The 24,103-nt window shown below is 66.1% G+C and carries 25 protein-coding genes and 3 tRNA genes; 9 read left to right on the top strand and 19 right to left on the bottom strand.

Annotation, left to right across the window (positions count from 1 at the left end; genetic code table 11):
- Nucleotides 1-87 precede the first annotated feature (87 nt).
- Nucleotides 88-261 carry a DUF1328 domain-containing protein gene (locus tag BW38_RS21655; RefSeq protein ID WP_025876319.1) on the top strand — a complete coding sequence of 58 codons (174 nt, stop codon included), beginning with the start codon at nucleotides 88-90 and terminating at the stop codon, nucleotides 259-261.
- 25 nt (nucleotides 262-286) lie between these two features.
- Here BW38_RS21655 and BW38_RS00955 read toward each other — a convergent pair whose 3' ends face one another.
- The 5 genes from BW38_RS00955 to BW38_RS0121030 all read right to left on the bottom strand — a co-directional run bounded on the left by BW38_RS00955 (nucleotide 287) and on the right by BW38_RS0121030 (nucleotide 2,605).
- Entirely contained in the window at nucleotides 287-619 is a 333-nt protein-coding gene (locus tag BW38_RS00955) for an SMR family transporter (protein ID WP_032978627.1), read from the bottom strand.
- 13 nt (nucleotides 620-632) lie between these two features.
- Nucleotides 633-1,205 carry a TetR/AcrR family transcriptional regulator gene (locus BW38_RS00950; RefSeq protein ID WP_032978629.1) on the bottom strand — a complete coding sequence of 191 codons (573 nt, stop codon included), beginning with the start codon at nucleotides 1,203-1,205 and terminating at the stop codon, nucleotides 633-635.
- Between the two features lie 77 nt (nucleotides 1,206-1,282).
- Entirely contained in the window at nucleotides 1,283-2,038 is a 756-nt protein-coding gene (locus BW38_RS00945) for a transporter (protein WP_032978631.1), read from the bottom strand.
- A gap of 70 nt (nucleotides 2,039-2,108) precedes the next feature.
- Nucleotides 2,109-2,342: a DUF1653 domain-containing protein gene (locus BW38_RS00940; RefSeq protein WP_032978633.1), complete on the bottom strand. Its 234-nt coding sequence runs from the start codon at nucleotides 2,340-2,342 to the stop codon at nucleotides 2,109-2,111.
- Nucleotides 2,343-2,353: 11 nt separating this feature from the next.
- Complete coding sequence (locus BW38_RS0121030) at nucleotides 2,354-2,605, bottom strand: hypothetical protein (protein ID WP_032978635.1); 252 nt, start codon at nucleotides 2,603-2,605, stop codon at nucleotides 2,354-2,356.
- A gap of 419 nt (nucleotides 2,606-3,024) precedes the next feature.
- Here BW38_RS0121030 and BW38_RS00935 point away from each other — a divergent pair, with 419 nt between their 5' ends.
- From BW38_RS00935 to BW38_RS00925, 3 genes are all read left to right on the top strand, one after another.
- Nucleotides 3,025-3,231, top strand: a complete 207-nt coding sequence (locus BW38_RS00935) for a hypothetical protein (protein ID WP_025876332.1) — start codon at nucleotides 3,025-3,027, stop codon at nucleotides 3,229-3,231.
- A 130-nt stretch (nucleotides 3,232-3,361) separates the two neighbouring features.
- Entirely contained in the window at nucleotides 3,362-3,925 is a 564-nt protein-coding gene (locus tag BW38_RS00930) for a DUF3011 domain-containing protein (protein ID WP_032978638.1), read from the top strand.
- Nucleotides 3,926-4,099: 174 nt separating this feature from the next.
- Nucleotides 4,100-4,303, top strand: a complete 204-nt coding sequence (locus BW38_RS00925; protein ID WP_032978640.1) for a hypothetical protein — start codon at nucleotides 4,100-4,102, stop codon at nucleotides 4,301-4,303.
- Nucleotides 4,304-4,453: 150 nt separating this feature from the next.
- Here the strand turns inward: BW38_RS00925 and dxs are convergent, their stop codons facing one another.
- From dxs to BW38_RS00890, 7 genes are all read right to left on the bottom strand, one after another.
- Nucleotides 4,454-6,361, bottom strand: coding sequence for a 1-deoxy-D-xylulose-5-phosphate synthase (gene dxs / locus BW38_RS00920; protein ID WP_032951912.1), 1,908 nt, complete (start codon nucleotides 6,359-6,361; stop codon nucleotides 4,454-4,456).
- A 105-nt stretch (nucleotides 6,362-6,466) separates the two neighbouring features.
- Complete coding sequence (locus BW38_RS00915) at nucleotides 6,467-7,132, bottom strand: HNH endonuclease (protein ID WP_025876340.1); 666 nt, start codon at nucleotides 7,130-7,132, stop codon at nucleotides 6,467-6,469.
- 411 nt (nucleotides 7,133-7,543) lie between these two features.
- Nucleotides 7,544-9,334, bottom strand: coding sequence for an acyl-CoA dehydrogenase C-terminal domain-containing protein (locus BW38_RS00910; RefSeq protein ID WP_032978643.1), 1,791 nt, complete (start codon nucleotides 9,332-9,334; stop codon nucleotides 7,544-7,546).
- A gap of 65 nt (nucleotides 9,335-9,399) precedes the next feature.
- Nucleotides 9,400-9,876, bottom strand: coding sequence for an LEA type 2 family protein (locus tag BW38_RS00905; protein ID WP_025876342.1), 477 nt, complete (start codon nucleotides 9,874-9,876; stop codon nucleotides 9,400-9,402).
- 163 nt (nucleotides 9,877-10,039) lie between these two features.
- Complete coding sequence (locus BW38_RS00900) at nucleotides 10,040-10,606, bottom strand: lipocalin family protein (protein ID WP_032978646.1); 567 nt, start codon at nucleotides 10,604-10,606, stop codon at nucleotides 10,040-10,042.
- Between the two features lie 174 nt (nucleotides 10,607-10,780).
- Nucleotides 10,781-10,856 (bottom strand) — tRNA-Phe (locus BW38_RS00895).
- 42 nt (nucleotides 10,857-10,898) lie between these two features.
- A tRNA-Phe gene (locus tag BW38_RS00890) sits at nucleotides 10,899-10,974 on the bottom strand.
- 337 nt (nucleotides 10,975-11,311) lie between these two features.
- Here BW38_RS00890 and BW38_RS00885 point away from each other — a divergent pair.
- From BW38_RS00885 to BW38_RS22040, 3 genes are all read left to right on the top strand, one after another.
- Nucleotides 11,312-12,331 carry an NADP-dependent oxidoreductase gene (locus tag BW38_RS00885; RefSeq protein ID WP_032978654.1) on the top strand — a complete coding sequence of 340 codons (1,020 nt, stop codon included), beginning with the start codon at nucleotides 11,312-11,314 and terminating at the stop codon, nucleotides 12,329-12,331.
- Nucleotides 12,328-12,483: a hypothetical protein gene (locus BW38_RS21965; protein ID WP_161763275.1), complete on the top strand. Its 156-nt coding sequence runs from the start codon at nucleotides 12,328-12,330 to the stop codon at nucleotides 12,481-12,483. Before BW38_RS00885 ends, BW38_RS21965 begins: the two co-directional genes overlap by 4 nt.
- Nucleotides 12,484-12,587: 104 nt before the next feature.
- Entirely contained in the window at nucleotides 12,588-12,761 is a 174-nt protein-coding gene (locus tag BW38_RS22040) for a hypothetical protein (RefSeq protein ID WP_189487004.1), read from the top strand.
- Between the two features lie 54 nt (nucleotides 12,762-12,815).
- Here the strand turns inward: BW38_RS22040 and BW38_RS00880 are convergent.
- From BW38_RS00880 to BW38_RS00865, 4 genes are all read right to left on the bottom strand, one after another.
- Nucleotides 12,816-12,891, bottom strand: a tRNA-Ala gene (locus tag BW38_RS00880).
- A 134-nt stretch (nucleotides 12,892-13,025) separates the two neighbouring features.
- Nucleotides 13,026-13,940, bottom strand: a complete 915-nt coding sequence (locus BW38_RS00875; RefSeq protein WP_032978657.1) for an alpha/beta hydrolase — start codon at nucleotides 13,938-13,940, stop codon at nucleotides 13,026-13,028.
- Entirely contained in the window at nucleotides 13,930-14,823 is an 894-nt protein-coding gene (locus BW38_RS00870; protein ID WP_032978659.1) for an alpha/beta hydrolase, read from the bottom strand. Before BW38_RS00870 ends, BW38_RS00875 begins: the two co-directional genes overlap by 11 nt.
- A 20-nt stretch (nucleotides 14,824-14,843) precedes the next feature.
- On the bottom strand, nucleotides 14,844-15,899 hold the full coding sequence (locus tag BW38_RS00865; protein WP_032978663.1) for a sugar phosphate isomerase/epimerase family protein: 1,056 nt from the start codon (nucleotides 15,897-15,899) through the stop codon (nucleotides 14,844-14,846).
- 101 nt (nucleotides 15,900-16,000) lie between these two features.
- Here BW38_RS00865 and BW38_RS00860 point away from each other — a divergent pair, with 101 nt between their 5' ends.
- Together BW38_RS00860 and BW38_RS00855 are read left to right on the top strand one after the other, a co-directional pair.
- Entirely contained in the window at nucleotides 16,001-16,591 is a 591-nt protein-coding gene (locus tag BW38_RS00860) for a TetR/AcrR family transcriptional regulator (protein ID WP_025876357.1), read from the top strand.
- 154 nt (nucleotides 16,592-16,745) lie between these two features.
- Nucleotides 16,746-19,076 (top strand): TonB-dependent receptor, encoded by a 2,331-nt coding sequence (locus BW38_RS00855; protein ID WP_032978666.1) that lies wholly within the window; start codon nucleotides 16,746-16,748, stop codon nucleotides 19,074-19,076.
- Between the two features lie 97 nt (nucleotides 19,077-19,173).
- Here the strand turns inward: BW38_RS00855 and BW38_RS00850 are convergent, their stop codons facing one another.
- The 3 genes from BW38_RS00850 to BW38_RS00840 form a co-directional block, all read right to left on the bottom strand.
- Nucleotides 19,174-21,240: a DUF4034 domain-containing protein gene (locus tag BW38_RS00850; protein ID WP_051585171.1), complete on the bottom strand. Its 2,067-nt coding sequence runs from the start codon at nucleotides 21,238-21,240 to the stop codon at nucleotides 19,174-19,176.
- A gap of 120 nt (nucleotides 21,241-21,360) precedes the next feature.
- Complete coding sequence (locus BW38_RS00845; RefSeq protein ID WP_081794608.1) at nucleotides 21,361-22,536, bottom strand: serine hydrolase domain-containing protein; 1,176 nt, start codon at nucleotides 22,534-22,536, stop codon at nucleotides 21,361-21,363.
- 427 nt (nucleotides 22,537-22,963) lie between these two features.
- Nucleotides 22,964-24,037, bottom strand: a complete 1,074-nt coding sequence (locus tag BW38_RS00840; RefSeq protein WP_032978670.1) for a hypothetical protein — start codon at nucleotides 24,035-24,037, stop codon at nucleotides 22,964-22,966.
- Nucleotides 24,038-24,103 lie beyond the last annotated feature (66 nt).

Here is a 24,103-nt window from a genome sequence, read left to right on the forward strand (position 1 = left end):
CGCGCCTGCGACCTGTTCACGCGTGTGGCATCGCGGCGTACCTAACCTGATCCCACCTTCAGTATTCCCGCCAGGGAGAGGATCGACATGATCAAGTGGGCCATCATTTTCGCCATCATCGGCCTGATCGCCGGTGCGCTGGGTTTCGGCGGCATCGCCGGCGCTGCCGTGGGCATCGCCAAGTTCCTGTTCTGGGCCGGCATCATCATTGCCGTTGTGCTGTTCGTGCTTGGCATGACCGTCGCCAAGAAGGTCGCCTAGCCCGGGTGTTCGTGCAGCAGCGCGTTCAATGCGCGCTGCTGTGCGAGAACAGGTTGATGACCAGCACGCCGGCACAGATCAGGCCGATACCGATCAGCGCCGGAGCGTCCAGGCGCTGCTTGAACACCAGCAGTCCGATCAGCGAAATCAGCACGATGCCGACGCCGGACCAGATCGCATAGGCGATGCCGGTGGGGATCGACTTCATCGTCAGCGACAGCAGGTAGAAGCACACGCCGTAACCGGCAAGCGCGCCCAGCGTGGGACCGAGCCGGGTCATGCCTTCGGATGCCTTGAGCAGGGACGTGGCGATCACCTCCAGCACGATCGCACCGGCCAGGTAGAGATATGGGTTCATCGAATCCTCCTGCTCATGCCGGTTCGCACAGCTTCAGTGCCTCCAGGGCCATGGCCTGGGCATTCTGGCGCTCGTTTTCGTCCAGCGGCCGCCCATAGGCGGTGGCCCAGTAACCATCGGCAACGCAACGCGCGGCGTACAGGCGCGGATCGCTGGCTTCATCCGGGAACTCGGCGAGCATGCCGCGCAGCCACGTGCGCCAGTAGACCAGAAGCGCCGGCTCCAGCATGTTGCCCATGGTGAGCCCGATGTCGTTGATCTGCTCCTGCTGCAGCAGATGCTCGAAATTCACCTGCACATAGGCACGGCTGAAGCCGCCATGGCGGCGCGGGGACTGTCGCAGCACCGCACGCACTCTGTCCTCGAAGTCGGCGATGAGCGAGGTCAGCGTCGCCTCGACCAGGTCCTGCTTGCTACTGAAGTGATGGAACAGCGCGCCCTTGCTGACACCGGCGGCGTCGGCGACGTCCTGCACGGTGAGGGCCGCCAGCCCATTCTTGCCAAGGGTATGGGCGGTCGCGTGCAGCAGTGCCTGGCGCACGCTGTCGGGCGCCTTGCGGCGCGAGCGGGGAGGGGATTCTGTCATGGGGGAACGAAACCGACTGGACGGTATGATTGTAGCGCGGGGGCGATGCGCCCGGCGCGCACGATCAGGTCTTGAGCTCACTGCAGATAGAACGCGATGCCGGTGCCGAGCTGCAGGTCAGGGCTGTTGCGATTGAGGCCCAGGTCGAACGAGGCGTCCAACTGTACGTTCGGCCGCAGCATCCAGGTCAGCCCTGCGCCGGCGATGGCCTGGTCGGGTTGCTGGTTGGCGTGGGTGAAACCGGCTTCGAGATAGGTGCCAAGCCGCTCGGTCACGCTCAACGAGAGGCTGGGCGACCAAGTGGTGCTGCGCTGGCCGGCGCCACGCTGATGACTGCCATACAGCGCGCCGCTCCAGCGGTCGTTGAAGCTGTGCTCGACGCTGGCGGCCAGCGCGTACTGGCGGCCGTCGCTGAAGGCTGCATCGCCACGCGCGATCACCCCGCTGGCCAGCAGCGCCCACGCCGTGCGCTCGGTACTGCCGGGACCTGCCCATTTCACTCCGACGGAGCTGTCGCCGGCGCCGCGCTGCTGCGTGCGCGGCATGTCGGGGCCACGTTCTCGCTGACGCTGCCATGGCGTGGACGCCAACTGCAGTTCCCAGCCCGGAGCCAGCCCGGTGCGCAGCAGCAGGTCGCTGGACAGCGTCGTCGTGCGCAGGCCGTCGCGATCACGCTCACGTTGATAGCTGGGCAGGCCCAGTTCGACGGCAAGGCCGCCACGCGGCACCGTGTCGGTGCCGAAGCCGATGCCGGGACGATCGAAGCTGGGAGGTTCCGCGCCCAGCACCGGGGTGCTGGCCAGCGACAGGGCGATCAACAGGGTGTGGCGCATGCGGGTTCCGTCTCGCAGGGGATCTTCAGCATGCCCGGCGATACCGTGCGCGCGGCGTGAGCCGCACCGCTCAGTCGCTGATGCGGGCGAAACGCGCCTGCGGGCCGTGCTCGCCGGGCACCTGCTCCATGAACATCGTATAGGGCCGCACCCACAGGCCGCCCTCGCCATACAGAGCGCGGTAGAGAACCATCGGCTGCAGCGTCTCACTGCTGCGGACGATGTCGATCACTTCGTACTCGCCACCCTTGAAGTGGCGGTAGCGGCCAAGTGCCAGCGCGGGCAGCGGGGTCAGGTCGGTCATTGGTGGGCCCGTTACCTGCGTGCCGGCGACGCCGGGGTGGCGCAGTAGGCATCGATGGCTTCGGCGGTGTTGGCCAAGCCCTGCGCCTGTGCCAGCTCCCACGGGCGCTCGCAGCGCTGGCTGCGTTCGCACCACTGATAGCCGGCCGAACCGATGCAACCGTGCGCATCGCGATCGCCACCGACCACGGGTGTGGCGGCGTCATGGGTGACTGGTTTTTCCGGGCTGGCACACGCGGCCAGAGCCAGCAGCGGGATCAGCATCAGGGGCGCGGCTCCGTGCCGTAAACCGACAGTCTGTTCGGTCCCGGCAGCAGCGGCAAGCATCGCTGGCCGATCCTCAACTCAGCGATGCGCGGACCAGTTCCTCGATCAATACCACGTAGCTGGCGGCGAAATAGAACTTCAGCAGCGTCGAACGCTGCAGTGGAAGCGAGGTGCGCATGTGGAAGGGGCCCCTGTTGATGACGATAGTGTGAAGCGCGGCTGACTTCGTGACAAGGGTCACGGAACGGGTTTCCTAAATGGCCTCAGGGATGTGATGGGGGGCGCTTTCTGAGGCGATGGTGGGGAGTTTTCGGATAAATCCGATAGGTCTTCTCCGGGGCGCTGGCTAGGCTGGTCGGGCATCGGAGATCGGCCTTGCGCCGGTCCCCGATTTCCCAGAACCGCAGGAGCCCACCATGGTCATCACTGTCCAATGCACCGCCCAGCGCTGGTCCGTCCTGGATCCGCAGACACGCGCGACCGAAGTGTTCAGCACCGGTGCGGCCGCCTTCGATGCCGCTGCCTCGCGGGCCAGCGAGCATCACTGCCGTACCGGCCAGCACAGCACCGTGCGCGTGGAAGCGCTGGGCACAGCGGTCGACGCGCTGCACTTCGGCCGCTGAGCCACCGCAGCCGCAGTCAGTTGCGGTTGGGTTGGTTGAATGGGGGAAAAACCGCCGTCGCGGCTCCCTCTGTGCGCCACGCCGGGAATCCCTGATGCTTGCCTCCACCGTATTCACCTGGAGACAAGGGATGGGCAAGGGACTCACTTGGCGCACCGTGGCGTGCACCGTGTTGCCGATGATGGCTGCCGCTGGCGGCGTGCAGGCGCAGAACTATGGCTACGACGATCGCTACGATGATCGTGGTGGCAATGGCATCGTGCGCTGCGAATCGATCAAGAACCGCAGCAACGAGTGCCGGCTGGAAGGGCGTGCGCGCATGATCCGCCAGTTGTCCGGCTCCCCCTGTGTGGAAGGTGAGACCTGGGGCCAGTCCCGTTACGGTGTCTGGGTTACCCAGGGCTGCCGTGCCGAATTCGTCGGTGAATACCGGCGGCCGGGCGGTGGCGGCGGTGGTTGGGGTGGCGGTGGTGGCAACGGCTGGGGCGGAAGCCAGTGGGGTGGTGGTGGCCAGGTGATTGCCTGCCATTCCAATGACCGGCGCCAGCAGTACTGCGATGCGCAGGTTCGTCGCGGCGTGCGTCTGGTACGACAGGAATCGCGCAGTGCCTGCATCGAAGGCCAGACCTGGGGCTGGGACCGCCGTGGCATCTGGGTCAGCAATGGCTGCAGGGCCCAGTTCCAGGTGAATTGAGCGGTTGTCGCAATCGGCTCAAGATCAGAAAAATCTGATAGCGATCACACTTCTTTCCTCGTATTGTCGACTCCCGGGACGCCTTGCGCGTCCCGGTTCGCACTGGCCATTCCTGTCGCGCCTGGTGCGGTCATTCTCTCGTCGTCGATACGCTGTTCAAGGAGTGAGCAACGCATGTTGATCCGACTGCAATGTGAGCAGCGCCAATGGCGCGTGCTGCACCCGGACAAGCCGGAGCCGATTGAGTTCCGCGATGGCGTCCGTGCCTTCGATTTCGCCGAAACCCTGGCCCGCCTGCATTTCACCGATACCGGCCAGCGCGCCTCGGTGCGGGTGGAGTCCAGCGGTGCGTTTGTCGAGGCGATCAGCTACGGCTGAGCACGCCGCTTGTCGGCACGGTCCGCGCCATCCACGCTTGGCGTGGATCTGCTTTTGCGCCACCAGCAATCTGGTAGATCCACGCCAGGCGTGGATGAGGAACCTGGGGAGCCACGCATGGCTTGGCCCCACCAGACCCCTGCAACGCTCTCAGCCCGCCGCGCTCAACGGCGGGTTGCCGGCGGCCAGCTGCGGCCAGCGCTTGAGCAGCGCCGCACGGATGCCGGCCGCATCGATGCCGGCCTCGGCCAGCAGGTCCTCGCGGCTGGCGTGATGCTGGAAGGCATCGGGCAGGCCCAGGTGCAGGATCGGACGCAGCACGTCCTCGGCATTGAGCAGTTCGGCCACGGCCGAACCTGCGCCGCCCGCCACCACGTTGTCTTCGATCGTCACCAGGGCGTCGTGCTGGTTGGCCATGGCAAGTACCAGTTCGCGATCGAGTGGCTTGATGAAACGCATGTTGACCACGCTCAAGCCCAGTTCGCGACCCACCTGTTCGGCGGCGGCGACGGTGCTGCCGAACGCGAGCAGGGCGACGCGGTTGCCTTGCAGGCGCAGCTCGCCCTTGCCGATCGGCAGGGTCGACAGATCGCTGCCGGCATCCACGCCGGTACCGCTGCCGCGCGGGTAGCGCACCGCAGCCGGGCCGGGGTGCTGCAGGCCGGTGCTGAGCATCTGCCGGCACTCGGCTTCGTTGGAGGGTGCCATCACCACCATGTTCGGCACGCAGCGCAGGAAGCTGAGGTCGAGGTTGCCTGCGTGGGTTGCACCATCCGGGCCGACGACGCCGGCGCGATCGATCGCGAACAGCACATCCAGGTCCTGGATGGCCACGTCATGCACCAACTGGTCGTACGCGCGCTGCAGGAAGGTGGAATAGATCGCCACTACCGGCTTGCCGCCCTGGGTGGCCATGCCTGCGGCCAGGGTCACCGCGTGCTGCTCTGCGATGGCCACATCGAAGTAGCGCTGCGGATATTCCCTGCTGAAGCGCACCAGGCCCGAGCCTTCGCGCATTGCCGGAGTGATGCCATACAGACGCGGCTCGGCTGCGGCGGCGTCACACAACCAGTCGCCAAACACATCGGTATAGGTGGGCTTCTTCGCGCCGGTCTTGGCCACCAGGCCCTTGTCCGGATCGAACGGGCCCACCGCGTGGTAACCGATCTGGTCGCCTTCGGCCGGCTCGTAACCCTTGCCCTTGGTGGTCATCACATGCAGCAGCTTCGGGCCCTTGGAGGCACGCAGCGTCTTCAGCGCGGACAGCAGCGCCGGCAGGTCATGGCCATCGATCGGGCCGGTGTAATGGAAGCCCATTTCCTCGAACATCGTGGACGGCACGAACATGCCCTTCCAGTGTTCTTCCCAGCGCTTCACGAAACGTGCGGGATTGTTCTTCTTGTCGCCGAGGATCTTCTTGCCGCCTTCGCGCAGCGCATTGAGCGTGCGGCTGCCGGTGGCGCGGCCGAGCATCTTGGTCAGCCCGCCCACTGCCTCGGAAATCGACATGTTGTTGTCGTTGAGGATCACCAGCAGGTTCGGCTCCGGTTCCATGCCGCCGGCGTGCATCAGCGCTTCGAAGGCCATGCCGGCGGTCATTGCACCGTCGCCGATCACGGCCACGACCTTGCGATCATCACCTTCGGTCTGGCGCGCGATGGCCATGCCCAGCGCTGCGGAGATCGAGGTCGAGGAGTGGCCGACACCGAAGGTGTCGTACTCGCTTTCCTCGCGCTTGGGGAACGGCGCGACGCCATCCTTCTGCTTGACGGTATGGATCTCGTCGCGGCGACCGGTGAGGATCTTGTGCGGATAGGTCTGGTGGCCGACGTCCCAGACCAGCTGGTCGACCGGGGTCTGGTACAGGTAGTGCAGGGCCACGGTGAGCTCGATCACGCCCAGGCCGGCGGCGAAATGGCCACCGCTTTTGCCGACCGATTCGATCAGGTAGGCACGCAGTTCATCGGCGACCGCCGTCAGTTCGGATTCGTCGAACGTGCGCAGGTCATCCGGTGTCTGGATGCGCGCGAGGCGGGGATAGCGGGCAGAGTCGATCATCATGTTCGCACTTGTTCTGAACGCCCATTTTCGCCCTCAAACGGGGGTGGGGCAAGCAAACGCCGCCGCCCGTGACAGGACGGTGAGGGTTGCATTCCCGGATGTTCAGGTGCAGAGCTTGGAACGCTTGGGCAGCTGGGCCCTCAGGAACGCCATCTGGTCGGCCAGGATGTTGCGGTTGGACAGGATCAGGTGCTCGATCCAGCTCGGCCGGTACGGCACCGCCAGCAGCGGCATGCCGGCCTGTTGCGGGGTGCGGTCGCTCTTGCGCGAATTGCAGTGGAAGCAGGCGGTGACTACGTTTTCCCAGGTATCCAGGCCGCCTTTGGACAAGGGCATGACGTGGTCGCGGGTCAGGGTCGGGCGTCCGAACTGCTGTCCACAGTAAAGACAGAGATGGGCATCGCGGGCGAACAGGGCCGGGTTGGTCAGGTTCGGTGTCGGGTCCAGTGCACGCGAGCGGGCATGGCCGCGCGCGGCGATGATCGGGTGCAGGTCCATTCCGCTCTGCATGCCACTGCGACGATTGGTCCCACCGTGGATGTGCAGGCAGGGATCGCCGAGGGTCCAGGCGACGGCATCGCGGGCGTAGAGGCAGGCGGCGTCCTGCCAGGTGATCCAGTCCAGGACCCGGCCATGACCATCCAGTGAGAGCAACCGGACCGTGCCGGGGCGATGCAGCGTCGTGGCGTTGGGCGATGCTTCGGCGCCCGGAGCAGAAAACGGAGCTCCGGCTTCGATCAGACCCAAGCGTGTAGTGTCTGTCTCCATCGGGAAAACAGCTTATACCTGAATCATTGCGATTTGGGTATCGCCCGGAGGGCGAAACCCAAATCGCAAGATTCAGGTCCGCGCATTCTTCCTATCCCCCGCGCCGTCGGCGCGCCCCCTTTAACAAAAGGGGGCTTTTCTCCAGAGGCATTACGGATGGTTTCCATCCACGCTTGGCGTGGATCTACCGGGAAATTGTCGAAGGCGGGGTGGGGCCGGTTGCGGGGGCGTGAGCGCCATGGATGGCGCGATCGAGGCTACAGGGACGTACTTGCGCCGTCCCCCGCAATTGGACCCACCCCGCCATCCCGCAGGAAACCAGCTGTTGCTGTTGCTCCAGCTGTTGCGGTTGCCGGCCAGCGGCCGGCACTACCGTGGGTGCCGGGTGCCGGGTGCCGGGTGCGGCCCGGCTCAGGCGCCGAAGCGTTCGTCGTCCATTGCCATCAGCGGTGCGGCGCCCGCCTGGATGGCGGCGGCGTGGCTGAGGGTGCGCGGCAGCACGCGGGCGAAGTAGAAGCGCGCGGTCTCGCGCTTGCCTTGGGCAAACGCCGCACCGTGTGCGCTGGCATCGGCGGCGGCAACGCTGCGGGCCCACCAGTAGGCCAGCACCACATAACCCGAATAGAACAGGTAGTCGTAGCTCGCTGCGCCCAGTTCGTCCGGATTGGCGGCCGAACGCTGCAGCACGTCCATCGTCAGCTTGCCCCATTCGGCGGCCTTGGCGCGCAGCGGGCCGATGAACTCGGCCAGGCTCTCGTTGCCTTCATTCGCCTTGGCGAACGCCTCGATCTCGGCCAGCATCAGTTTCAGGCCAGCGCCCTGGCTGGACGCGGTCTTGCGGCCGATCAGGTCCAGCGCCTGGATGCCGGTGGTGCCTTCATACAGCGTGGTGATGCGGGCATCGCGGGCCAGCTGTTCCATGCCGTGCTCGCGGATGTAGCCGTGGCCGCCGAAGCACTGCAGGGCGTTGTAGGTGTTCTCGATGCCCCATTCGGTCTGGCAGGCCTTCGAGATCGGGGTCAGGAAGCTCACCAGGGTGTCAGCGCGCTCGCGCTCACCGGCATCGTCTGCATGGTGGGCGACGTCGATCAGGGTGGCCGCATGCAGGGCCAGCAGGCGGCTGCCTTCCACCAGCGACTTGATGGTCAGCAGCATGCGGCGCACGTCCGGATGCACCAGGATCGGGTCGGCCGGCTTGTCCGGGAACTTGGCGCCGCTGAGCGAACGCGACTGCAGGCGCTCGCGGCTGTACTTCAGCGCGTTCTGGTAGGCGCGCTCGGACAGGCCGATGCCCTGCAGGCCGACACCCAGGCGAGCAGTGTTCATCATGGTGAACATCGCCTGCAGGCCCTTGTGCGGCTGGCCGACCAGGTAGCCCTGGGCGCCATCGAAATTCATCACGCAGGTGACCGAGCCCTTGATGCCCATCTTGTGCTCGATCGAGCCACAGCGCAGCGCGTTGCGCTCACCGACGTTGCCGTCGCGGTCGACCTTGAACTTCGGGGTGACGAACAGCGAGATGCCCTTGGCGCCCGGGGGAGCATCGGGCAGCTTGGCCAGCACCAGGTGCACGATGTTGCCGGTCAGGTCGTGCTCGCCGGCGGTGATGAAGATCTTGGTGCCGGTGATCGAATAGCTGCCATCGGCGTTCGGCTCGGCCTTGGTCTTGAGCAGGCCCAGGTCGGTGCCGCAATGCGGCTCGGTCAGGCACATGGTGCCGGTCCAGCGGCCTTCGATCAGCGGCTTCAGGAAGGCCTCGTGCTGCCAGGCTTCGCCGTGCTGCTTCAGCGCTTCGATGGCGCCGTGCGACAGCAGCGGGAAGTTGCCCCAGGCCAGGTTGGCGGCGTTGATCATTTCATTGAGCGGCACGCCCAGCGTGTGCGGCAGGCCCTGGCCGCCCAGTTCCGGCGCCGCGGTCAGGCCGGTCCAGCCGCCGTCGACGAACTGGTCGTAGGCCTGCTTGAAGCCGGGTGGCGTGGTCACTTCGCCGCTGGCCTGGTCGAGCACGCAGCCGATCTCGTCGCCCACGCTGTTGAGCGGGGCCAGCACGCTGGCGCTGAAGCGGCCGGCTTCTTCCAGCACGGCATCGACGACATCGGCGGTGGCGTCGGTGAAGCCAAGACGGGCGAACAGCGGCTCGACCTTCAGCACATCGTGCAGGCCGAAACGAAGGTCGGAAAGCGGGGCGGAGTAGCTGCTCATCGGTGCGTCTCGATTTGATCAGTAACAGGGGGGGCGGCGCGATGCGTCGCGGCGGAAAGCGGAGATCAGCGCAGCACGCCGGGCAGGCCCGGGGCCTGGTTGAGCGTGCTGCGGCTGTTGATATCGAAGGTGCGCTGCTTCTTTTCCTGCGGCGTGGCCGACACCGTGCCCTTCAGGCTGTAGGCGAGGGTGCGGTTGCTGGCCAGTGCGTCGGCGATCACCAGGCGTGCGGCCGGGCTGGGCTTGAAGTTCACGTTGATGACATCGGCGGAGACGCCGCCGATGGAGATGCCCGGCTTGGCCGACAGCGGGCCGGCCTCGGTGTCGCCGATGGTCAGGGCCAGTGCGACGTCGTCGAAACTCATCGGCATCGAACTGTAGTTCTGCAGGCGCAGGGCGACAGTCCAGTCGCCATTGGCCTGCACGGTCAGCTGCTGCAGGCTCGCGGCCGGTTCCGAAACGCGCTTGACGATGCCATCGCCGCAAGCGACCAGGGCCAGGGTGCACAGGACGATCAAGACGGTACGGAAGCGGTGGAACATGGGCGCAGGTCCTCTGAAGGCGGTGCGTGGGATAAGCATACTACGGCGTATGGTGGAAAGGGTCGCCCGCGGCGACCGGCCACAGAGGGTAGCGCGTGAAGATGCACGCGAGGCGTGCGCGATGCTGGATTGCGGACGTTGCGTGCGCCGGTCGGGCGGCGCCTCAGTCGGCGGGCGCGCCGCGCACGGGCGCGTCGTGCACGGGCGCCATCAGACGCAGCGGCGCCAGGTCGTAGCCCATCGCTTGCGCCTTCGCCTTGAGCTGGTCGAACAGGGCGCGGTCCATCTCCGGCAGGCGCGCGAGGATCCACAGATACCTGCGGCCGGGCTCACCGACCATTGCCCACTGGTAGTCCGGGTCCAGCGCGATCACCCAGTAGTCGGCCCAGACCAGAGGCACCCAGCTCAGCCAGTCGGGAACGAAGCGTACCTGCAGCTGGCCGGGCTGCCCCGCAACGGGCCGCGCCACACCCTCGGCGACAATCCGCTCGCCATCGGCCTTGCGGCAGGCGTTGGTGACGCTGATCCGGCCATCGCGGCGCAGCCCGTAGTTGGCAGTGATCTCGCCCACGCACTGCTTCTGGAACGACACCGGCAGATGTGCGATCTCGTGCCACTGGCCGGCATAGCGATCGATGTCCAGTTCGCTGACCGCGCGCACGGGCTCGGCAGCGAGTGCCGGTGCGGCGAAAAGCAGCAGGCAGGCGAGCAGGGCAGGGTGCAAGCGCATTGGTCGGCTCCGGGCAGGAGTCTGGAGCGTAGGTTGCGAAGCACGCGGAGGTGTGAATGTTTCGTCAACCCACGTGCCGCATCCGCGCAGGATCGATGCGGCGCGATCCATGTCGTGCGTGGACGGAACGTCACGGACAAAAAAAAGACCTGCATTTCTGCAGGTCTTTGAACATGGTGGCCGAGGACGGAATCGAACCGCCGACACGGGGATTTTCAATCCCCTGCTCTACCAACTGAGCTACTCGGCCATGTAGAAAAAAAAGACCCGCATTTCTGCAGGTCTTCGAAAGTGGTGGCCGAGGACGGAATCGAACCGCCGACACGGGGATTTTCAATCCCCTGCTCTACCAACTGAGCTACTCGGCCACTTGTTTCGTTGCAGCGATGTCGCTGCCGAGGACGCGCATATTACGGACGTAGGACAGGTTCGGCAAGCGTTTTGGAAAAAAACCTTCACATTGGTGTCTGCGGCCAGCGGAAGTACCTGCAAGTGGTTGATCCTGCGTTGAGCCGGCCTGACCGGGAATGCCGGACGCGGAAAACAGCGGCCCGTCGCTGGCGCCAAAGGTGACGGGACAAGCGATGCAGCGGCGGAGTGGGGAAGGCACCGATGGAACGCTGTTTTCATGGCACCCACGAGGGCAGGGCGCGGCGTACTGTCGCGGTTCCTCTCCCGACGCTGCCCGCAGCAGAGCCATTGGACATGTCCGATTCAACCACCCGCATCGTGCTTGCCTCGCGCCCGCAAGGTGCGCCGGTCGCCGCCAATTTCCGCCTCGAACAGGTGCCGCTAGCGGCATTGGCCCCGGGCCAGGTGCTGCTGCGCAACCGCTACCTGTCGTTGGACCCGTACATGCGCGGACGCATGGACGATGGCCCGTCGTACGCACCGCCGGTGGCAGTGGATGCGGTGATGGAGGGCCAGACCGTGGCCGAGGTGCTGCAGTCGCAGGCGCCTGGCCTGGCGGTGGGCGAGCTGGTGCTGGCCCCCGGTGGCTGGCAGACGCATGCCGTGGTGGCGGGTGATGCGATCAGCCGGCACCTGGATCCGGCCGGGCTGCCGCTGAGCACAGCCTTGGGCGTGTACGGCATGCCGGGGTTCACTGCGTACTCCAGCCTGATCGAAATCGGCAAGCTGCAACCCGGCGAGACCCTGGTGGTGGCCGCTGCCAGTGGGCCGGTCGGCGCCACCGTGGCCCAGTTGGCCAAGCTGCAGGGCGCGCGCGTAGTTGCCATCGCCGGCGGTGAGGCCAAGCGTGCCTATCTGGAAACACTGGGCGTGGACGTGGCGCTGGACCATCGCGCCTCTGGTTTTGCCGAACAGCTGCGCGCTGCCGTGCCGGATGGCATCGACGTGTACTTCGAGAACGTGGGTGGGCATGTGCTCGATGCCGTGCTGCCGCTGCTCAATGATTTCGCGCGCATTCCGGTGTGCGGCACCATCGCCACCTACAACGCCCGCGGCGTCGCGCAGCCCGGACCGGATCGGCTGCCGGCGCTGTTCAGCCAGATCCTGCGACAGCGCCTGACCGTGCGTGGCTTCATCGTGCATGACTTCAAGCATCTGTGGCCGGATTTCGAGCGCGACATGCCGCAGTGGCTGCGCGATGAGCGCATCCAGTATCGCGAGGACGTCGTGCAGGGCCTGGAAAATGCACCCGAAGCCTTCTTCGGCCTGCTGCAGGGGCGCAACTTCGGCAAGCTGGTGGTGAAGCTGGATTGAGCGATCGCGTCTTGAAGGCACCGGAACATTCCGGTGCCTGCCTTCTTCAACGCACGCCGTTCGTTGGCCTACTGGGCGAAACGCAGCTGATTGGCGGCGCGTATCTGGATCTGGTAGATGTTGAGCGGGCGGCGGTAATTGCCGGGGTGTGATGGCTGCACGCGCTGTTCGCAGGCAGCTGACCGTCACATCACGCAGTCGCCGCTAGCGTTGTCTGCGTCACGCTGGCCTGTTGCCGGCGCCGTCGGAGCGATGCATGAGCGAACATGACAAGAAGCCCTCCCACGCACGCGAAGGTGTGCAGGAGAGTCAGCAGGACCGGCAGCAGGATGAAGTGGCCAAGCAGCGTCCCGGCCAGCAGGACCAGAAGGTGCGCGATGCACATTCGCGTGCACCCGCGCGCAAGGACGGCGGGCAGGAGCCGGCCTGAGCGGCTGGCCAGAACAGAAAGCCCCGGCAGTGCCGGGGCTTTCTGTTTTTCATATGGTGGAGCCAAGGAGGATCGAACTCCTGACCTCGTCATTGCGAACGACGCGCTCTCCCAGCTGAGCTATGGCCCCATGGGGGTGTTGCATCCCGTGGGCAGCGGAGCTGGCGCCACGTGACGGCCCTAGCATAGCGCTGGCCGGTGCCGGCTGCAAAGGGGCGGGCCGGACACAGCGGCGCAGGTGCTCTGCGCCGCTGCAGGCCTGGCTCAGGGCAGCAGGGCCGCCGCGCGCTGGATCGCGATGTCGGTCGCCGCCGACACACCACGCAAGTGGATGCAGGCGTGGATCATCCCCGGCAGGCGCTCCAGCGTGCAGTCCACACCCGCTTCCCGCAGGCTTGCGGCGTATTGTTCAGCTTCGTCGCGCAGCGGATCGAACTCACAGCTCAGCACCGTGGCCGCCGGCAGGCCACGCAGATCGCGGGCGAGCAGGGGCGAAGCCAGCGCCTGTCGGCGGTCACCGTCGCCGAGGTAGGCCTGCCAGCAGCGCTGCATCAGGCCGGCGCTGAGGTAGTAACCGTCGGCGAACTCGCGGTAGGTGTCGCTGGCCATGGTGGCATCCAGTGCCGGGTACAGCAGCAGTTGATGCGATGGCAACGGCAGTCCCTGATCGCGCAGCAGCAGGCAGCACGCGGCGGCGAGATTGCCGCCGGCGCTGTCGCCGCCGATGACCAACCGTGCCGGATCAAGACCCAGCGCGGTGGCATGGGCCTGCAGCCACAGCCAGGCATCGGCGACGTCGTGCAGCGGCGTCGGGAACGGATGCTCCGGCGCCAGGCGATAGCCGACGGCAGCGACGACATGGCCGCTGGCATTGGCCAGGGCCCGGCAGGGGCCGTCATAGACCGCCAGCGAGCACTGGAACCAACCACCGCCGTGGGCGAACAACAGGGCAGGGCGCAGCTCGGTGCCGTTGGCTGCGGGCGTATACAGGCGCACGACGAGCGCATGGCCGTCGCGCGCGCTGATGACGTGCTCCACGACATGCGATACCGCCTCGGTGGCACCCTGCAGCGTGGGCAGCGCCTGCTCGCTCAGTGCGCGCAGTTCCAGCAGATCGTCTGGCAGTGGTTGCGCCGCCACCGCATCCACGAACGATTGCAACGCAGGTTCAAGCGGCATGGTCAGCCTCCTGCAGGAACGGCAGCAGCTGGGCGAGGAAGGCGTGCGGTGCTTCTTCCATGATGAAGTGGCCACAGCCTGGCACGACGCTGCCGCGCAGGTCATCGGCGTGCGGCTGCAGGGTCAGCATGGGGGCGTTGCCGGTGGCGTGCTCGGCGCCGATGGCCAGCACCGGCATCGTCAGCCGGCGTTGTGCGCGGAGCTGGTTCTGGCGGATGGTTTCCGGAATCGCGCGGTACCAGGCAAACCCTGCACGCAACGCGCCGGGGCGGCTGTAGGCGGCGATGTAGGTTTCGCTGGCCACCGCGTCGCGCCGGTACGACCAGCGGTCGAACATGAAGTCCAGGTAGGCACGTTCGCGACCGGTGATGAGGGCCTCGGGCAGATCGGCCACCTGGTTGAACATGAAGTGCCACAGGAAGATGTTGTCGGCCGGCGCGGCGAAGATGCCCGGCTCGGGCGCCAACCCGGGAATCACCGCCTCGGTCACGGCCAGGCGCTGCACCGCCTGCGGCTGGTCGCTGGCCAATGCATAGGCGATCCACATGCCGATGTCATGGCCGACCACCTGATAGCGCTCGTGGCCCAGCGCCTGCATGGTCTGGTGCAGTACTGCGGCGGCGCTGCCGGTGTCGTAGCCGTGCGCGGGACGATCGGATTCGCCGATGCCGGGCGGGTCGACCGCGATCGCTTCGAAGCCGGCCTCGGCCAGGGCATGCAGCACGTGGCGCCAGGCGTACCAGGTCTGCGGCCAGCCGGGAATCAACAGCACCGGTTGACCGCTGCCGGCGGAGACGCAATGCACGCGCTGGCCGTCGATACGCAGGTAGTGGTGGCGCAGGGTGTCGTCGCCGGGGGTACCAGCGGTGGGGAAATTGGTCATGGGGATGTTCCTGTGGGGGCTCAGGCGATGCCGAGCATGTGCTGCATCTGGGCGGCGCTGATCGGCGCGCCGGCGAAGTCGTCGAAGATCTTGTCGGTGACCGGGATGATGTGGTCGCGGATGAAGGCGGCACCTTCGCGCGCACCGGCTTCCTGGTCCTTCAGGCAGCACTCCCATTCCAGCGTTGCCCAGCCGGCGTAGTCGTACTGCGCCAACTTGGAGAAGATCGACTTGAAATCGACCTGGCCATCGCCCAGCGAGCGGAAGCGGCCCGCGCGTTCGGTCCAGTCGGCGTAGCCACCGTAGATGCCCTGGCGACCATTGGGACGGAACTCCGCATCCTTGACGTGGAACATGCGGATCAGCGGATGGTAGATGTCCAGGAACTGCAGGTAATCCAGCTGCTGCAGCACGAAGTGGCTGGGATCGAACAGGATGCGGCAGCGCTCGTGCTGGCCCACACGCTCGAAGAAGCGTTCGAAGCTGATGCCATCGTGCAGGTCTTCGCTGGGATGGATTTCGTAGCAGAGGTTGATGCCGTTGTCCTCGCAGGTATCGAGGATCGGCCGCCAGCGGCGTGCCAGCTCATCGAATGCGGCATCGATCAGGCCCGGCGGACGCTGCGGGAAGGGGAACAGGTAGGGCCAGGCGAATGAGCCGGAGAAGGTGCCCATGTCCTGCAGCCCGAGCCGGCGCGAGGCGCGGGCGGCCAGATGCAGCTGCTGCTGTGCCCATTCGCTGCGTGCCTGCGGATTGCCGCGCAGTGCTTCCGGTGCGAAACCATCGCACAGCTCATCGTAGGCCGGATGCACCGCCACCAGCTGGCCCAGGATGTGGCTGGTCAACTCGCTGACCTGCAGGCCGTGCTCGGCCAGGGTGCCACGCAGGTCATCGCAGTAGTCCTGGCTGTCGGCGGCGGTGGCCAGGTCAAACAGGCGCGCGTCCCATGCCGGAATCTGCAGGGCCTTGAAACCATGACCGGCCGCCCAGGCGGCGATGCCGGACAGGCTGTCGAACGGCGCCTGGTCGCCAGCGAACTGCGCCAGATGCAGGCTGGGGCCTTTGAGGGTTTGCATGTGTTTCTCCAATTGTTTGTCGGTCGACAAAGAATAGGCGCGTGCATCGGGATGGTCAACACCCGCGTTACACTGCGCGCCTCAGAACGGCAGGCAGGCAGATGGCAGGGCGACCGCGCGAATTCGACAGGGACCAGGCATTGCGCAAGGCGATGCTGCTGTTCTGGCAGCACGGCTATGAGGGCACCTCGATGTCGGCCCTGGTCGAAGCGCTTGGCATTGCCTCGGCGCGCATCTACGCCGCGTTCGGCAGCAAGGAGCAGCTGTTCCGCGAAGCGGTGGCGCTGTACGAGGAAGGCGAGGGCGGCTTCGCGCCGCGCGCGCTGGAGCAGGCGTCACTGCGCGATGCGATCGGCAGCATGCTGCGGGATGCCGTGTTGACCTACACCCGTCGCGGTCGTCCGCATGGCTGCCTGGTAGTGTCCTCGGCCAGCAGCGTGTCACCGGATGGCGAGGGCGTACGCGACTGGCTGGCCAGCCACCGCCGCCAGCGCACGGCGGCGATCATCGCGCGGCTGCAGCAGGCGCAGGCGGCTGGCGAGCTGGCGGCCGATCTATCCGTGCAGGCGCTGGGCGATCATTTCGCCACGGTGCTGCATGGCATCTCGGTGCAGGCGCGAGACGGCATCAGCCGCGAACGCCTGCTGGCGATGGTCGAGGTCGCGCTGGCGCCGTTACCGCAGCACGGCTGAGGCGGGGACTGTGCCGAAAGCGGCCTGATCCCCCTGCTGCCTAGCGGCGCAACGAAATTGTAACAATTTGGAGGATAATGGCCGCTTGCGCAGTTTTCCTCCTATTTGCCGCCCGGTCAGCGCAGGCCGCACGGACGCCTCCTCAGAGCTTTCGATGCCTTCCCATTCCGATTCCCGCCGTTCGTCGGGCATGTCGTCCTCCTTCGTTTCCTTCCGTCGCCATCCGCTGGCCCTGGCCTGTGCAGGCCTGGCGCTGGCTGCCAGCTTCGGTGCTGCCGCGCAGGACAGTGCACCGACCCCGACCGGGCTGGACACCATCACCGTGACCGCCGAGCACCGCGAGCAGAACCTGCAGGAAGTGCCGGTGTCGGTAGGCGTGGTGCAGGGCGAGCGCATGCGCGACTTCACCGCCGGCGGCGACGACACCCTGCTGGCGCTGTCCGGCCGCGTGCCGAGCCTGTATGCGGAAACCACCACCGGCCGCATCTTCCCGCGCTTCTACATCCGCGGCCTGGGCAACATCGATTTCTACCTCGGTGCCTCGCAGCCGGTGTCGATCATCCAGGACGACGTCGTGCTGGAGCACGTGGTGCTGAAGTCCAACCCGGTCTATGACGTGGACCAGGTGGAAGTGCTGCGCGGTCCGCAGGGCTCGCTGTTCGGTCGCAACACCACCGCCGGCATCGTTAAGTTCGACACCCTCAAGCCGACCCAGGACTACAGCGGTCGCGTCAGCGCCAGCTATGCCTCCTACAACAGCGTGTCGATCGACGGTGGCTTCGGCGGCCCGATCAACGACATCGCATCGTTCCGCGTGTCGGCGCTGTACCAGCACCGCGACGACTACGTCGACAACACCTACACCGGCCCCAGCGCCGACGGCACGGTCAGCCCGAAGAAGAACGCCATGGGCGGCTTCGACGACCGCAACGTGCGTGCGCAGCTGCTGCTGACCCCCAGCGACGAGTTCTCGATCCTTGCTTCGGCCCACGCCCGCGACTACGAAGGCACCTCGACCCTGTTCCTGCGCAACGCACTGACCAAGGGCTCGAACAAGACCGACGTGCCGCGTGACCAGGTCGCCTACGACGAGGCCGACAACAATCCGCAGGCGTACAAGACCTACGGCGGTTCGGTGAAGGCGCGTTATGACTTCGGCGCGATCGACTTCACCTCGATCACCGCTTACGAGACCACTTCCGGCTACAGCCGCGGTGACACCGACGGCGGCGCTGCGGTCAACTTCCCGGTCAATGGCGTGCCGAACGGCTACGGCCAGTCGATGGGCCAGATCCGTGACCTGGACCAGTTGACCCAGGAGTTCCGCCTGGCCAGCCATGACGACAGCGCCCTGCAGTGGCAGGCCGGTGCGTTCTACTTCAACGGCAGCGACACCACCGACTTCTACCAGCGCGCCTGGTTCCTGAAGGGCGCTGCGCGCAACCCGAACAACTGGGTGCGCCTGCGCAACAAGAACACCTCCTGGGCCGGTTTCGGCCAGCTGAGCTACGCCTTCACCGACAAGTTCACCGTCACCGCCGGCCTGCGCCAGACCCGCGATGAGAAGCACACCCGCCTGCTGAAGACGGCCGATACCGCTGCCGGCCTGGTCACCTACAAGGGCCGCACCGACGTCAAGATGACCGACACCACCCCGAGCTGGGATCTGAGCGCGATGTATCAGATCACCCCGGACGTGAGCGTCTATGCGAAGGTCGCCCGCGGCTTCCGTGGCCCGACCATCCAGGGCCGTTCGGCGGTGTTCAATGCCGACTTCACCACCGCCGATTCGGAAACGATCCTGTCGTGGGAAGCGGGCGTGAAGAGCAGCCTGTGGGACAACCGCCTGCGCCTGAACGCCACCGCGTTCACCTACACCGTCAACGACATCCAGCTCAACGGCAACGATTCGGACGGCAACGGCGTGCTGTTCAATGCAGACAAGGCCAAGGCCTACGGCTTCGAAGCGGACATGGAGCTGCGCCCGATCCAGAACCTGACCCTGAGCGCCGGCCTGAGCCTGCTGCACAGCGAGATCAAGGACAAGCGCGTCTACGCGCAGGTCTGCGGCCTGAACGGCCAGGTGGTGTGCACGGTGAACGATCCGACCATCAAGGTCGGTGCCAACACCTTCGCGCAGATCGATGGCAACCCGCTGCCGAACGCACCGAAGTACAACATCAACCTGACTGCGCGCTACGACTTCCCGGTCAGCGACGCGGCCACGATGTTCGTGTCCACCGACTGGAACAAGCAGGGCTACACCAGCTTCGTGCTGTACGACAGCAAGGAGTTCAACTCCAAGGGTGATTTCGAGGGTGGCCTGAAGATCGGCTATTCGGGCAACTACGGTGCCTACGAAGTGGCGCTGTTCGCGCGCAACATCACCAACGAGAAGAACCTCAAGGGTGTGATCGAGAACTACATGGCCGCGGTCTACAACGAACCGCGCACCGTGGGTGTTTCGCTGAACATGAACTGGTAAGCCGCATCGGCCGGTATCGCACGCGATACCGGCACCCTTGCACTTTCCTGCAGACGCCCTGCCCGTGCAGGGCGTCTGTCGTTGGCCTGCGGCTGGTTCAGACCGGGTGCACGTCGTGCCGGTCCGGTACTGCATCCAGGCCGAAGGTCAGCTGCCAGCTGCGCAGGTCCACTTTGTCGCGGTCGCGGGCTTGCTGACGCGCTGCACGGCTGGCACCAAACAACTTGCCCTGCCCATCGATCAACGGGCGCATGCGCAGCACCTCCGCGTTGTCCGGCTCCGCATCGGCGGCCCGGTCAAGCCAGGTCTTGGCCAGGAAGGCATTGGCAGGCACACCATTGCCGAAGTGGAACACATCGGCCAGGAAGCCTGCCGCCCAGGCCTGCGTCGTGCTGTCGCCGCGCCACCACAGCGGCCCCAGCAGGTCGAACACCGCTTCGCGCTTGTCGTTGTCATCCTCGCCCTGATACAGCAGCACCGCGAGATTCATGTGTGCAGGGCGCCATACCCGGTCATGCGGCTCGGCCTCGTCCACGCAGCGCCGATACAACATGCGCGACTGCTGCTGCAGCGCGGGGTCGGGCGTCTCCCTGAAGATCTCACCGAGCTGCCAGGCGCGGTTGTAGATCACCACCAGGTCGCCGGCAGCAATCGCACGCTCGGTCCACAGCGCCTCCTGCACGGGGTCGGCGTAGGCGGGGAAGTCCTTGCCGGCCACACGCCCGCGGTACAGATCCACCAGCGATGCCATCGACCTCGGGTCGCCGGCGTGCGCGAGCTGCAGCAGCATCTGCAGACCGGCCGGCGCGGAAACCGAGCAGAACAGGTTGGCAGCCACCGTGGACAACTCCACGCCATCTTCGTCGGCCGTCGCCAGCGCTCCCTGCAGGTGCTGCGCGGCCAGGGCGCTGTCCGCGCTGAAGCCGAACAGGCCGGACTGACGACCGGCTGCCAACCACGCAAGGGCATGCGCGCTGTCGGTCCAGTCTTCGACACTGGCGAGCACCTGTGCGAACAGCGCGTCGGCGCCGTCGACGCGTGCAAAATGCGCACAGGCTTCCAGTGCGTTCATGCCCTCATCGACCACACAGCCGGGATCCAACGCGAACGCCTCTGCCAGGCAGTCACGGGCATGCGTCATCCGCATCGGGTCCCAGTTCACCTGGTTTTCCTGCGGTTCGTCGCGGCCGAGGTGGTAGTCCAGCATCGCCCGCCAGCACAGCACCTGTGCCCGCGTTGATGCATCCAGGTGCAGGTCGAGCAGGGCGCGATAGGCCTGCTCCTGTTCGGCGATGGCCTCGGCATCGTCGGCATCCGGGGCGAGCCACAGCCAGTCGCGCTCCTTGACCACACGCAGTCGATTACGCTGCGGAAGCATCAATCGTGATGCTTCGGGACCATCGATGAAGTGTTGCATCAGCGCGTGGCTGCCGCCCCAGCGCGGGTACAGGTAATACAGATAGATCTCGAGCACGTCGACATCATCGGCACGGAACGACAGCGCCAGCTCCAGCCAGTAGTCGGCGGCATACTCGAATGCTTCTTCGCTGCGGTGCGCCAGCACAGCGGGCAGGGCGGGAAGTTCATCCAAGGGGGCACCGTAGGGCGCAAGCAATGCGACCGCGGCGGCGAATGCTTCCGGGTCCTGGCGCTGCTGCGCTGTGTACAGATCGGCGCGTCCACCGCGTTGCAACTGCTGCAACCAGCGCGGCTCGCCCAGATAGCAGGCCATCCGCAGCATCCGCCCCAGTACGAAGGCGGGACGTGGATGGCGTGCGATGGTGTGCAGCCATGCGGCCAGAGCGTGGTCGCGTGCCAGCGCAGCACCGTCCCATTGCGCCTGACGGATCTTCTCGATGGTGTCGGTGGAGCGGATGCGGCCGGCAACCCGGTCCCACAGCGTGCCCAGCACGGCCCACGCGTGCGGGCTGTGTGGCTGTCGTGCGCACCACTGCCGGGCCCGTTCAAGGCGGGCAGGCAGGTCCTGCGCAGGCTCAAGCAGGGTGGCGAGCAGCCAGCCATATCCAAAGCGCGGGGTGCCACCGTCGAGCCACTGTTGCTCCACCTCCCCGAGCAGGCGGTCGACATCATCGAAACGCTCCTGCTGCAGCGCATCGCGTGCTTCGCGGCGCAGGGCCATCGCTTCGTGGGGGGAATGCGGCATGGGTAACAGCGTCCTTGCAGATGATCGGACGCGCATTCTAGGCAATCCGGTGCATGCCTGTTACCGCCTGCAGTGGTGCGGCAGGACGACGCCCCGCAGGTACAGGGCGTCGCGAGGAGTCTACCTGGCGGCAGGCGCGACAGCAGGGGCCAGTTCAGCGAACAGACCGCCGAGCACGCCCATGGTGGCTGTGTCGGCCCCCGTGTCTTCGGCGGCGTTGGCAATGGCGATCACGCCACTGTTCTGTGCGGGGAACAGCACCACCCAGGCCAGCCAGTTGCCATCAGAGCCGCCGTGTACCAGCACCGGGCCCTGGCGGCCGGCGATCGCCGGCTGCACGCCCCAGTCCAGACCCGATGGGCTGCCCGGTTGCGCGCTCTGCATCAGCGTGTAGGACGCCGGCGTCAACAGCGTGCCCTTGCCGTGACTGCCGGCGAGCTGGTCGATGGCGAACAGTGCCAGGTCCTGCAGGCGCATGTGCAGGTTGCCGGCGGCGGTGTAGATCGGCGGTACCCCGTCATCGGCTTTCTGCGGCGCCCTGGTCACGGGTTTTCCGCCGCGGTGGCCCAGCGGCTGCCCGGCAGTGGTCGGCCCGAAGCCGGCGCCGGTCATCTGCAGCGGTTGGAACACCTCACGCTGGATCAGCGTTTCCACGTCCTTGCCGGTGGCGCGCTCGGCGATCACCGCTGCGATCAGGAAGCCGCTGTTGCTGTAAGCGAATTCGGTTCCCGGCGGGTGCACCGGCGCCTCTGACAACGCAGCCTTGATGTACGCCTCGCGCTGTACGGGCAGGGCACGCGTGTCAGTGAAGAACGCATCCAGCGCGGCACCATCGGTGAGGTTCTCCGGCAGGCCGGCGCGGTGCGACAGCAGCTGCACCAGCGTGACGTTGCGGTAGGCCGGCTGCATCTGTGCCGCCAGGTCGGGCAGCATCGTCGACAGTGGCGCATCCCACTTCAGCACGCCCTGTTCGACCAGACGCGCGATCATCGCCACGGTGATCGGTTTACCGGTCGAGCCGATCATCCAGGCATCGCCGTTGTTGGCGGCCACTTTTTCATCATTGCGGCGTAAGCCGCTGACGGCCTGCTCGGCGATCCTGCCGTCGCGGATCACCAGCACTCCCATCGCTGGCGTCGCAGTGCCCTGCAATGCCTGTGCGATGCGTGCCTGCAGGTCATCGGCGGCGCTTGCACTGGCAGCGACGCACAGGAGTGAAACGCCCAGCCATCGGCGCAGGTGGCGCATGGCCCGGGAGGAGGGAGCTGCGGTCCGTTCGGAGATGATCGTGTGCATGGGAGTCCTTTGCGCAGCAGCGTGGGCAGGACCTGCGCCGACGGCATCGGCCCTGCGGGATGCGTCGTCCACCAGTGCCCTGAGCAGGCGAACGAGGTGACGTGCGATTCACTCTTGCATGCCGCCGATGCGGGCGTATGTGTCTGCAGTCATGCAGGTAAACGGCGCGGCGGGATCACGTTGGCGTGCGTACAGGATCGCGGCGGGCACTGCCCCATGTGGCCATCAGGATCGCGCGCCGGAAGTGCAGTCGTGCGAAGTGCCGCGCGCTGCAGGCACGCGCCGCATCTCATGGCGATTTCGGAGACGATTTCGTCCTGGGAAGCGGGCATGGAGCTGCGTCGATCCAGGAACATGTACCGGTAGGCATTGCTGGTGGGAGTATCAAAAACGGCGCTCATCGAGCGCCGCTTTTCGTTGTACCGATTCAGTGCGTGGCGCTCACCGCCGTGCCAAGCAGCGGATCTTTCGTGCCGATGGGGCCGCGGACCTGCAACTGCATCGCTTCGATCCGATCCAGGACCTTTCGCTGCTTCGCGTTCAAGCCACGGGAGCTGATCGCGATGTGCTGGCGGGTGGCATCCAATGGTGCTGGCCGGTAGCGCACGGTGAAGCGGCGCAGGCGGCAACTCATGACACCCTGCACAGGCGAGCAGTCCTCATTGTTGAAGTCCACGTCACCGTCGGCGGCGACGACGAACGGACTGAGCAGGATCTGCCCTTCGCGCGCGATGAAGGACAGGGGTGCATGTGCCTTGCTGATGACCGCCTGGATGCGCACGGCAGGTACATCGGTGGGCATGATCCGGTCATCCCAATAGCCCTGCGTGGAGCGCGAAGTCGTGTACGCCTGGGTACCCCAGGACACGCAGTTGCCTGATGCAACGTGCACTGAAGTACACACCTGTTGAGAATGCTGCTCATCCAGCGTGCCTGGCGGCACCCACACCTTCTGCCAGGCGTACTTGCGGAAGGTCACGTCAGACAGCCGGGTGACGCCGATATCCCGACTCGCCTCATCCTTCGCGGCCAGTGGCTTCAGGACGGAAACACGGCTGTCCAGCCTGTAGTTCTCGGCCCCGTTGAGCAGATAGGTGCCGGGAGGAATCAGATGCACTTCCAGCACATCCATCAATACCGTCCGTTGCGGTCCGGTCTCCAGTTCGTTGGTATTGAACGACTGCACGTAACCCTGTGAAGGAGTGTCCTGGTGCTGCCATGATGCCCGCATCGAGAACGGTGGCAGATCCGTGGACCGCTTGCCGAGGTGGAACCCGGGAACAGGTGTCGACACCAGCTGCCCCTCGTCCATCACGGCATAGGGGGCGGGGACCAACACCACCGCCAGACCATCGCGGGTGGCTCCGTCGATGATATCCACCAGCCTGGCGGTGTTTTCCTTTTCCTGCTCGTACGTGGGCCGGGCGAGCGCGCTGCTGGTCAGGCCCAGGCAGGCGGCCAGCAAGGGGGCGCATGCCGCAGCATGCTTCAGCATCTTCATCGACGTCTCCTTGTCTGCTGAAGACAACGCTAGCATGCCGGCTGATGCGGATGGCCAGCAGCCGGT

Source organism: Stenotrophomonas sp. RIT309, assembly GCF_000632045.1.
Taxonomy (GTDB): domain Bacteria; phylum Pseudomonadota; class Gammaproteobacteria; order Xanthomonadales; family Xanthomonadaceae; genus Stenotrophomonas; species Stenotrophomonas indicatrix.

Bases quoted from the DNA above. Each gene is read 5' to 3' on its own strand.
- BW38_RS21655 (WP_025876319.1), top strand. From the start codon at position 88: ATGATCAAGTGGGCCATCATTTTCGCCATCATCGGCCTGATCGCCGGT.
- BW38_RS00955 (WP_032978627.1), bottom strand. From the start codon at position 619: ATGAACCCATATCTCTACCTGGCCGGTGCGATCGTGCTGGAGGTGATC.
- BW38_RS00950 (WP_032978629.1), bottom strand. From the start codon at position 1,205: ATGACAGAATCCCCTCCCCGCTCGCGCCGCAAGGCGCCCGACAGCGTG.
- BW38_RS00945 (WP_032978631.1), bottom strand. From the start codon at position 2,038: ATGCGCCACACCCTGTTGATCGCCCTGTCGCTGGCCAGCACCCCGGTG.
- BW38_RS00940 (WP_032978633.1), bottom strand. From the start codon at position 2,342: ATGACCGACCTGACCCCGCTGCCCGCGCTGGCACTTGGCCGCTACCGC.
- BW38_RS0121030 (WP_032978635.1), bottom strand. From the start codon at position 2,605: ATGCTGATCCCGCTGCTGGCTCTGGCCGCGTGTGCCAGCCCGGAAAAA.
- BW38_RS00935 (WP_025876332.1), top strand. From the start codon at position 3,025: ATGGTCATCACTGTCCAATGCACCGCCCAGCGCTGGTCCGTCCTGGAT.
- BW38_RS00930 (WP_032978638.1), top strand. From the start codon at position 3,362: ATGGGCAAGGGACTCACTTGGCGCACCGTGGCGTGCACCGTGTTGCCG.
- BW38_RS00925 (WP_032978640.1), top strand. From the start codon at position 4,100: ATGTTGATCCGACTGCAATGTGAGCAGCGCCAATGGCGCGTGCTGCAC.
- dxs (WP_032951912.1), bottom strand. From the start codon at position 6,361: ATGATCGACTCTGCCCGCTATCCCCGCCTCGCGCGCATCCAGACACCG.
- BW38_RS00915 (WP_025876340.1), bottom strand. From the start codon at position 7,132: ATGGAGACAGACACTACACGCTTGGGTCTGATCGAAGCCGGAGCTCCG.
- BW38_RS00910 (WP_032978643.1), bottom strand. From the start codon at position 9,334: ATGAGCAGCTACTCCGCCCCGCTTTCCGACCTTCGTTTCGGCCTGCAC.
- BW38_RS00905 (WP_025876342.1), bottom strand. From the start codon at position 9,876: ATGTTCCACCGCTTCCGTACCGTCTTGATCGTCCTGTGCACCCTGGCC.
- BW38_RS00900 (WP_032978646.1), bottom strand. From the start codon at position 10,606: ATGCGCTTGCACCCTGCCCTGCTCGCCTGCCTGCTGCTTTTCGCCGCA.
- BW38_RS00885 (WP_032978654.1), top strand. From the start codon at position 11,312: ATGTCCGATTCAACCACCCGCATCGTGCTTGCCTCGCGCCCGCAAGGT.
- BW38_RS22040 (WP_189487004.1), top strand. From the start codon at position 12,588: ATGAGCGAACATGACAAGAAGCCCTCCCACGCACGCGAAGGTGTGCAG.
- BW38_RS00875 (WP_032978657.1), bottom strand. From the start codon at position 13,940: ATGCCGCTTGAACCTGCGTTGCAATCGTTCGTGGATGCGGTGGCGGCG.
- BW38_RS00870 (WP_032978659.1), bottom strand. From the start codon at position 14,823: ATGACCAATTTCCCCACCGCTGGTACCCCCGGCGACGACACCCTGCGC.
- BW38_RS00865 (WP_032978663.1), bottom strand. From the start codon at position 15,899: ATGCAAACCCTCAAAGGCCCCAGCCTGCATCTGGCGCAGTTCGCTGGC.
- BW38_RS00860 (WP_025876357.1), top strand. From the start codon at position 16,001: ATGGCAGGGCGACCGCGCGAATTCGACAGGGACCAGGCATTGCGCAAG.
- BW38_RS00855 (WP_032978666.1), top strand. From the start codon at position 16,746: ATGCCTTCCCATTCCGATTCCCGCCGTTCGTCGGGCATGTCGTCCTCC.
- BW38_RS00850 (WP_051585171.1), bottom strand. From the start codon at position 21,240: ATGCCGCATTCCCCCCACGAAGCGATGGCCCTGCGCCGCGAAGCACGC.
- BW38_RS00845 (WP_081794608.1), bottom strand. From the start codon at position 22,536: ATGCACACGATCATCTCCGAACGGACCGCAGCTCCCTCCTCCCGGGCC.
- BW38_RS00840 (WP_032978670.1), bottom strand. From the start codon at position 24,037: ATGAAGATGCTGAAGCATGCTGCGGCATGCGCCCCCTTGCTGGCCGCC.